A 7,596-nucleotide genomic window follows, 5' to 3' on the forward strand; every position below is an offset into this window, starting at 1 on the left:
TCGCCGTCCGCCTCGCCGCCCGCGCCCAGACCCAACTCGGCACCCACATCACCCTCCGCGACGTCTTCCACACCCCCACCCCCGCCGGCCTGGCCGGGCTGACCAGGCGCGGTCTTCCGCCGCGCCCGCCGCTGGTGAAGGCGGCACGGCCGGCGCGGCTGCCGCTGTCGTTCGCGCAGAACCGCCTGTGGTTCATGGACAACCTGGACGGCTCCGGCAACGCGTACCACATCCCGCTCGCCGTGCGGCTGAAAGGCGAGCTGAGCTCGGCGGCCCTGGAGGCCGCACTCGCCGACGTGACGGACCGGCACGAGCTCCTGCGGACGGTGTTCCCCGACGACGGCGGCAATCCCTGGCAGCGGATCCTTCCGGCGGACCGGGCACGTCCACGACTGACGGTCTCGGACGTAGACGCCGATGCCGTCGGGCAGCTCCTGGCCCACGAGGTCGCGCGGCCCTTCGACCTCGCTCGGGAAATCCCCTTGCGGGCGCGCCTGCTGCGGACCGCCGCCGACGAGCACGTCCTGCTGATCCTGCTGCACCACATCGCCGCGGACGGCTGGTCCATGGGCGTCCTGATCCGTGAACTCGACACGGCCTACCGGGCACGCCTTGAGGGAAGCGCGCCGCGGTGGCAGCCGCTGCCGGTCCAGTACGCGGACTACACCCTGTGGCAGCACGGGCTTCTCGGCTCGCGGGCGGAGGAAGGCGCGGACGTCGCCGGGCCCGGACAGGAACAGGCGAACTTCTGGCGGCGTGCCCTGGCCGGGGCCCCCGAGTGCATCGACCTGCCCTGCGACCGGGCACGTCCCGCCACGGCCGGACGGGAGGGGGCGGTGCTGGAGCTGCACTGGCCGCCCGCGCTGCACCAGGGGATCACGGCGCTCGCCCACGAGAGCGGCGCCAGCGTCTTCATGGTGTTGCAGGCCGCGCTCGCAGCCGTCCTGACCCGGCTCGGCGCGGGTGAGGACATCGTGCTGGGCGCGCCCGTCGCCGGGCGGGGTCAGGACGCTCTCGACGGGCTCATCGGGTTCTTCGTCAACACGCTCGCCCTGCGCACCGACACCAGCGGCAACCCCGCCTTCCGCGATCTGCTGCGCCGCGTCCGCGAAGCCGACCTCGACGCCTACGCCCACCAGGACCTGCCCTTCGAGCGCCTCGTCGACCTGCTCAGTCCCACCCGCAGCCTTGCCCACCACCCGGTCTTCCAGGTGATGCTGGCCGTCGACAACACCTCCCGCCCGCCGCTGTCCTTCCCCGGAGTCGAGGCCCGGTACGAGAACGTCTTCCCCACCGAGGCCAAGTTCGACCTGTCCTTCAACTTCGCCGAGACCCGTGACGGCGACGGCCGCGGCGCGCCCGCCGGGATCCGGGGAACGCTGCACTACCGTACGGACCTGTTCGAGGAGTCCACGGCGAGGGCGTTCGCCGACCGCCTGGAGCGCTTCCTGGGCCAGGTCGTGGCCGATCCCGGCACCCGTCTCGCGGCAGCCGAGCTTCTCGGCGCCGACGAACTGCGCCTCCTGGACGGCTGGAACGACTCCGCGTATCCGATACCGGACGCTGACTGGACCCGGCTCTTCGAGGAGCGGGCGGCCGGGACCCCGGACGCGGTGGCCCTGGTGAGCCCTGACGAAGGCGGCGCCCCGGTGTCGTACCGGGCGCTGAACGAGGAGGCCAACCGGCTCGCCCACTGGCTGCTGCGCCGTGGCGCGGGCCCTGAGGACGTCGTCGCCGTCGCCGTGCCGCGCGGGGTGCGCATGGTGGTCGCGATCCTCGCCGTGCTCAAGGCGGGCGCCGCCTATCTGCCGGTCGACCCCGACCATCCCGCCGAGCGCGTGGCCTACCTGCTGCGGGACGGACGTCCCGAGCTGGTGCTCGCCACCGCCTGCACCGCCGGGAGGCTCCCGGGCGTCGACGGGGTGACCGTCGCGGCCGTCGACGACCCGGACGTCGTCCGGGAGCTGAGCGCGCTTCCGGTCGCCGATCCCACCGCCAGGGACCGGCGTCGTCCGCTACTGCCGGCCCACCCCGCCTATGTCGTCCACACCTCGGGTTCGACCGGCCGTCCCAAGGGCGTGGTGATCCACCGCCGGGGGCTAGTCGACTTCACGCAGTGGCTGCAGCGGGAGTACCGGCTGGCGCCCGACGACCGGATGCTCCACAAGTCGCCGGTCACCTTCGACGCCTCGGTGATCGAACTGTTGTGGCCGCTGACGACGGGCGCCGCCGTCGTGCTGGCGAGGCCCGGCGGCCAGCAGGACCCGCGGTACATCGCGCAGGTCATCGCCGCCGAGGCCGTCTCCGCCGTGCACTTCGTGCCGTCGATGCTGGAGGTGTTCACGCAGGAGCCCGCCGCCGCGCGCTGCACGGGGCTGAAGTGGGTGATGTGCGGCGGCGAGGCACTGCCCGCGGCGACCGTCACCGCCGCGACCGAACTGCTGGGGACGCCGGTCCACAACACCTACGGGCCCACCGAGACCACCGTCTTCGTCTCCGCCTGCCAGGCGCTGCCGGGCGATGCGGTGACCGTCGGCCGGCCCGTGTCCAACACCCGCCTGTACGTGCTGGACCCGGCGCTGCGGCCGGTACCGCCGGGGATCGCGGGGGAGTTGTACGTCGCCGCCGAGGGGCTCGCGCGCGGCTACGCAGGCCGCGCCGCGCTGACCGCCGAGCGCTTCGTGGCCTGCCCGTTCGGCTCCGGGGAGCGCATGTACCGGACCGGGGACGTGGTGCGCCGGCGCGGCGACGGGCAATTGGAGCACCTGGGACGGACGGACGAGCAGGTCAAGATCCGCGGGGTGCGCATCGAGCCGGGCGAGGTCGAGGCCGCCCTGCTGCGCCACGAGGCCGTCGGCCAGGCGGCCGTGACAGTGCACGTGGACTCAGTGGGCACCAAGCGACTGGTCGGCTACCTCGTGCCCGCCGCCCCTGCTCCAGGCGGGGCGCCCGACGCGCTGGACGTGGCGGAGGTCCGGCGGTACGTCGCGGGGCTGCTGCCGCACTCCCTGGTGCCCGCCGTGTGCGTCGCGCTCGCCGAACTACCGCTGTCGCCGAACGGGAAGCTGGACCGGCGGGCGCTGCCCGCGCCGGATTTCACGACGCCGGCCGGCCGCGAACCCCGGACCCCGCGCGAGGAGGTGCTGTGCGGACTGTTCGCCGACCTTCTCGCACTGCCCCGCGTCAGCGTCGACGACGACTTCTTCACCGTCGGCGGGGACAGCATCCTGTCGATCCAGCTTGTCAGCAGGGCTCGGGCACAACGCCTGGCGATCTCGGTACGGGACGTCTTCGAGCACAAGACACCGGCCCGGCTGGCCGCCGTGGCCGCGGACGTCGCGGACGAGGAGGAGCACGCCGGGAGCGCCGACGACGGGACCGGAGCGGTGCCGCTGACCGCCGTCATGCACGAGCGTCTGCACCACGGTGGCCCCGTTGAGGAGTTCAACCAGACCCTGCTGCTGGTGGTCCCGCCGGGTGCGGACGAGGCCCGGCTCACCGCGGCGCTGGGTCTGCTGCTCGACCACCACGACACCCTGCGGCTGCGGATCACCAGCGGGCCGTCGCAGCCCTGGGAACTGGACATCGTGCCGCGAGGCTCGGTCGACCCCGCGGCCTGCCTCACCCGCGTCGACGTCACCGGCCCGCACGACGGGGCCCAGGGCACTTCCTCGGGACCCTGGAGCGAGGAGCGGCAGAGGGTCGTCCGGGCCGAGGCCGAGGCCGCGCGCGGACGTCTGGACCCGTACTCCGGCCGTGTCGTCCAGGCCGTCTGGTTCGACGCCGGTTCGCGTGAGCCGGGCAGGCTGCTGCTGGTGATCCACCACCTCGCCGTCGATGCCGTGTCCTGGGGCGTTCTCCTGCCGGACCTGGCCCGGGCCTGGGACCTGGCCGGTGACGCCGACGGTGTCCGGCCGCTCGACCGGGTCGCCACCTCGTTTCGCACCTGGGCCCGCGCGCTCATGGCCGAGGCCGGCCGACCCGCGCGCACCGCCGAACTCCCGCACTGGCGCGCCGTCCTGAGCGACGTCGAACCCCTGCCGGGCACAAGGGAGGCGGGTAAGAGCGCGGCGTCCTCCGTCACGATGACCCTGCCGCGCGAGGAGACGCTCCCGCTGCTCACCGACATACAGACGGCCTTCCACGCCACCGTCGAGGAGATCCTGCTCACCGCCCTGACCATGGCGTTCCAGCGCTGGCGCGGGCCGCGCGCGGGCGGGGGCGGTCCGCTGGTCGTCGGGCTGGAGAGCCACGGCCGGCAGACCGTCGGCAGCATGCCGCGCTCCATCGACCTCTCCCGCACGGTCGGCTGGTTCACCGTGTGCCGCCCGGTCCGGCTCGACCTCGGCCCGCTGGACGCCACGCGGGAAGTCACCGCGGGCCCGGCGGTCGCCCAGGCCGTCAAACACATCAAGGAACTGGTGCGCCGGGCCCCCGACAATGGACTCGGCTACGGACTGCTGCGCTACCTCAACCCCCGTACCGCCGCGAGCCTCGCCGAACTGCCCCACCCGAAGATCACGTTCAACTATCTGGGTCGCGTCACCAAGGCCGCCGGTGCGACCGTCATGTGGACCCGCGCCCCGGAGGCGCACGGCCTCGCGGCCGAGTCGTCCAGGGCGACCGCGAGCGTTGGCATCGAGATCAACACCGTCGCCTACGAGGACGGCGGCGGGCCCGTGCTCCAGGCCACCCTGTCCGCTCCCGGCGGCACGCTCGCAGCCGAGGACGTCGGCCGCCTGGCCGCCCTGTGGCGGACCGCGCTCACCACGGTCGTCACCAGCGCGAGCCACCCCGACGCCGGCGGCCGGACCCCGTCCGACATGCCGCTCGTCTCGCTCGACCAGCAGCAGATCGACGATCTCGAGAACGTCTGGCGCGCGCTGAACCCCAGGAACTGACGGCGCCTGCGCACCCCCCTCTCCCACGAAAGGAACCTGGACATGGAATTCGGAATCGAGGATGTCTGGCCGCTCGCGCCGCTGCAGGAAGGGCTGTTGTTCCACGCGGAGTACGAGGCCGAGGGAGGTGACGTTTACAACCGGCAGATGAGTATCGATCTGGAAGGGGAGGTCGACCCGGCGGCCCTGCACGCCGCCGCTGTGACGTTGCTGCGCCGCCATCCCAATCTGCGGGCCGGATTCCTGACGATGGGCACGAGCGGCCCCGTGCAGGTGGTGGCCGAGGACGTCACGGTGCCATGGCGTGAGGTCGACGTCTCGTACGAGGGCACTCAGACGTCCGAGAAGCGGGCGCGCGCCGTGGCGGAGGAGGAGTACCGGACCCGCTTCGACATGGCCAGACCGCCTCTGGTCAGGTTCGTCCTGCTGCGCCTCGGCGAGCGCCGGCACCGCTTGGTGCTGACCAACCATCACATCCTGTGGGACGGCTGGTCCCTGCCCCTGCTAGTGCGGGAGCTGGTGGCGCTGTACGAGCGGGGCGGGGACGACACGGGACTGGCGCCCGCCGCCTCCTACCGTGCGTACGTGGCGTGGCTGGCGGGCCAGGACCGTGACGCGGCGCTGGCGGCGTGGCAGGAGGCGCTGGCGGGGCTGTCGGCGCCTTCGCTGCTCGCTCCGGGTCACGAGGTCGCCCGCAGCGCGGTCCGGCGCGGCCTGGTGACCCACCGGCTCCCTCAGGCCCTGACCAGCCGGCTGGGGGCATGGGCGCGTGCGCGTGGCGTCACGGTCAACACCGTGATGCAGATGTGCTGGGCGCTGCTGCTGTCCGGCATGACGGGGCGTGAGGACGTGGTCTTCGGCATCACCGTCTCGGGCCGGCCCGCCGAACTCGCCGACGTCGACACGATGGTTGGCCTGTTCATCAACACCCTCCCCCTCAGGGTCCGGCTGCGCGCCGACGAGCCGGTCGGCGACCTCGCGGCACGCGTCCAGGGCGAACAGGCGGCCCTCCTGCCCCACCAGCACCTCGGCCTCTCCCACATCCAGCGCCTTGCCGACACCGACACCGGCGGCGACCTCTTTGACACGGTGATGGTCTTCCAGAACTATCCGCACGCCGGTCAGGAGTACTCCGCCTCGGCCGCGAAACTCACCGTCGCCACCATGGGAGGAGACTCCCCACACTACTCCCTGGCCCTCACCGTTGTACCGGACTCCGCGCTCCTGTTCCGGCTCGACTACCGCGCCGACCTGTTCGACCAGCCGGCGGTGGCGGAACTGGCGGCACGGCTGGAGCGCCTGGTGGAGCAGGCCGTCGCCGATCCGCATGCACGGGCCGGACAACTGGACCTGCTCGATAAGGACGAACGCCGGCTGCTGCTGACGGAGGGGACCGGCTCCGCGGACGACCTGCTCGCCGGCGGCTGGGTGGAGCTGTTCCAGGCCCAGGTGGAACGCACCCCGGACGCGGTGGCGCTGGTCGGCCCCGACGAGGACGAAGGGCCGCTGACCTACCGGGAACTGGACGAGCGCGCGAACCGGCTCGCGCACTGGCTGATCGGCCGGGCGGTGGGCCCGGAGGACATCGTCGCGATCGCCGTCCCGCGCGGCGTGCGGATGATGGTCGCGACCCTCGCGGTCCTGAAGGCCGGCGCGGCGTACCTGCCGATCGACCCGGACCATCCCACCGACCGGATCACCTCCATGGTTCAGGACATGCGTCCCCGGCTCGCGCTCGTCACCGCCGCAACCGCCGAGGCCCTGCCCACGGTCACCGGTGTCACGGTCACCATCATCGACGAACCGCCGATGACCGGCACCCTGGCCACGCTGCCGGCGACGCGTCCCACCGACGAGGACCGCACCAGCCCCCTGCGGGACACCCACCCCGCTTACGTCATCTTCACCTCCGGGTCCACCGGCGGGCCCAAGGGCGTGGTCGTACCCCACCGCGGTCTGGCCAACTACGTGAGCTGGCTGCAGCGGACGTGCCGGCTGACTCCGGACGACCGGGTGCTGCTGAAGACGCCGGTGACATTCGACGGCTCGGTGATCGAGCTGTTCTGGCCGCTGACGGTGGGCGCGAGGCTGGTGCTGGCCAGGCCCGGTGGGCACCAGGACGCGCACTACCTCACCGAGGTGATCGCCACCGAGCAGGTGACGTGCGTGCAGTTCGTCCCGTCGATGCTGGACGTGTTCGTCGACGAGCCAGCCGCGGCACGCTGCACGAGCCTGCGACAGGTGCTGTGCGGCGGTGAGGCGCTGCCCCAGGACGTCGTCGAACGCGTGACGCGGTTGCTGCCGGTGGAGGTCTACAACCTGTACGGCCCGACCGAGGTCACCGTTGACGCGACCGGCGGCCGGGTGTTCGCGGAGGCCGATGACGGCGTGCCGATCGGCCGGCCGGTGGCGAACACCCGGCTGTACGTGGTGGACACGGCACTGCGGCTGGTACCGACGGGAGCGACGGGCGAGCTGTACGTCGCGGGCGCGGGCCTCGCGCGCGGGTACGCGGGGCGTGCGGGGCTGACCGCCGGCCGGTTCGTGGCGTGCCCGTTCGAACCGGGCGGGGAGCGGATGTACCGGACCGGGGACCTCATGCGGCGGCGCCCGGACGGCCAGCTGGAATACCTGGGCCGGGCGGACGACCAGGTCAAGATCCGCGGCATCCGCATCGAGCCGGGCGAGATCGAAG

General features: G+C 72.8%; 2 protein-coding genes. Both read left to right on the plus strand.

Going from position 1 to position 7,596, the window contains the following annotated elements; genetic code table 11:
* Positions 1-4,901 (plus strand): amino acid adenylation domain-containing protein (locus ABZZ74_RS51670; RefSeq protein WP_356951072.1); only part of this gene is annotated, 4,901 nt, incomplete at its 5' end.
* A gap of 42 nt (positions 4,902-4,943) precedes the next feature.
* On the plus strand, positions 4,944-7,596 hold a 2,653-nt coding region (locus tag ABZZ74_RS51675), incomplete at its 3' end, for an amino acid adenylation domain-containing protein (protein ID WP_356951073.1).

Source organism: Streptomyces sp. NPDC006476, from assembly GCF_040612015.1.
GTDB classification, from domain to species: domain Bacteria; phylum Actinomycetota; class Actinomycetes; order Streptomycetales; family Streptomycetaceae; genus Streptomyces; species Streptomyces griseorubiginosus_B.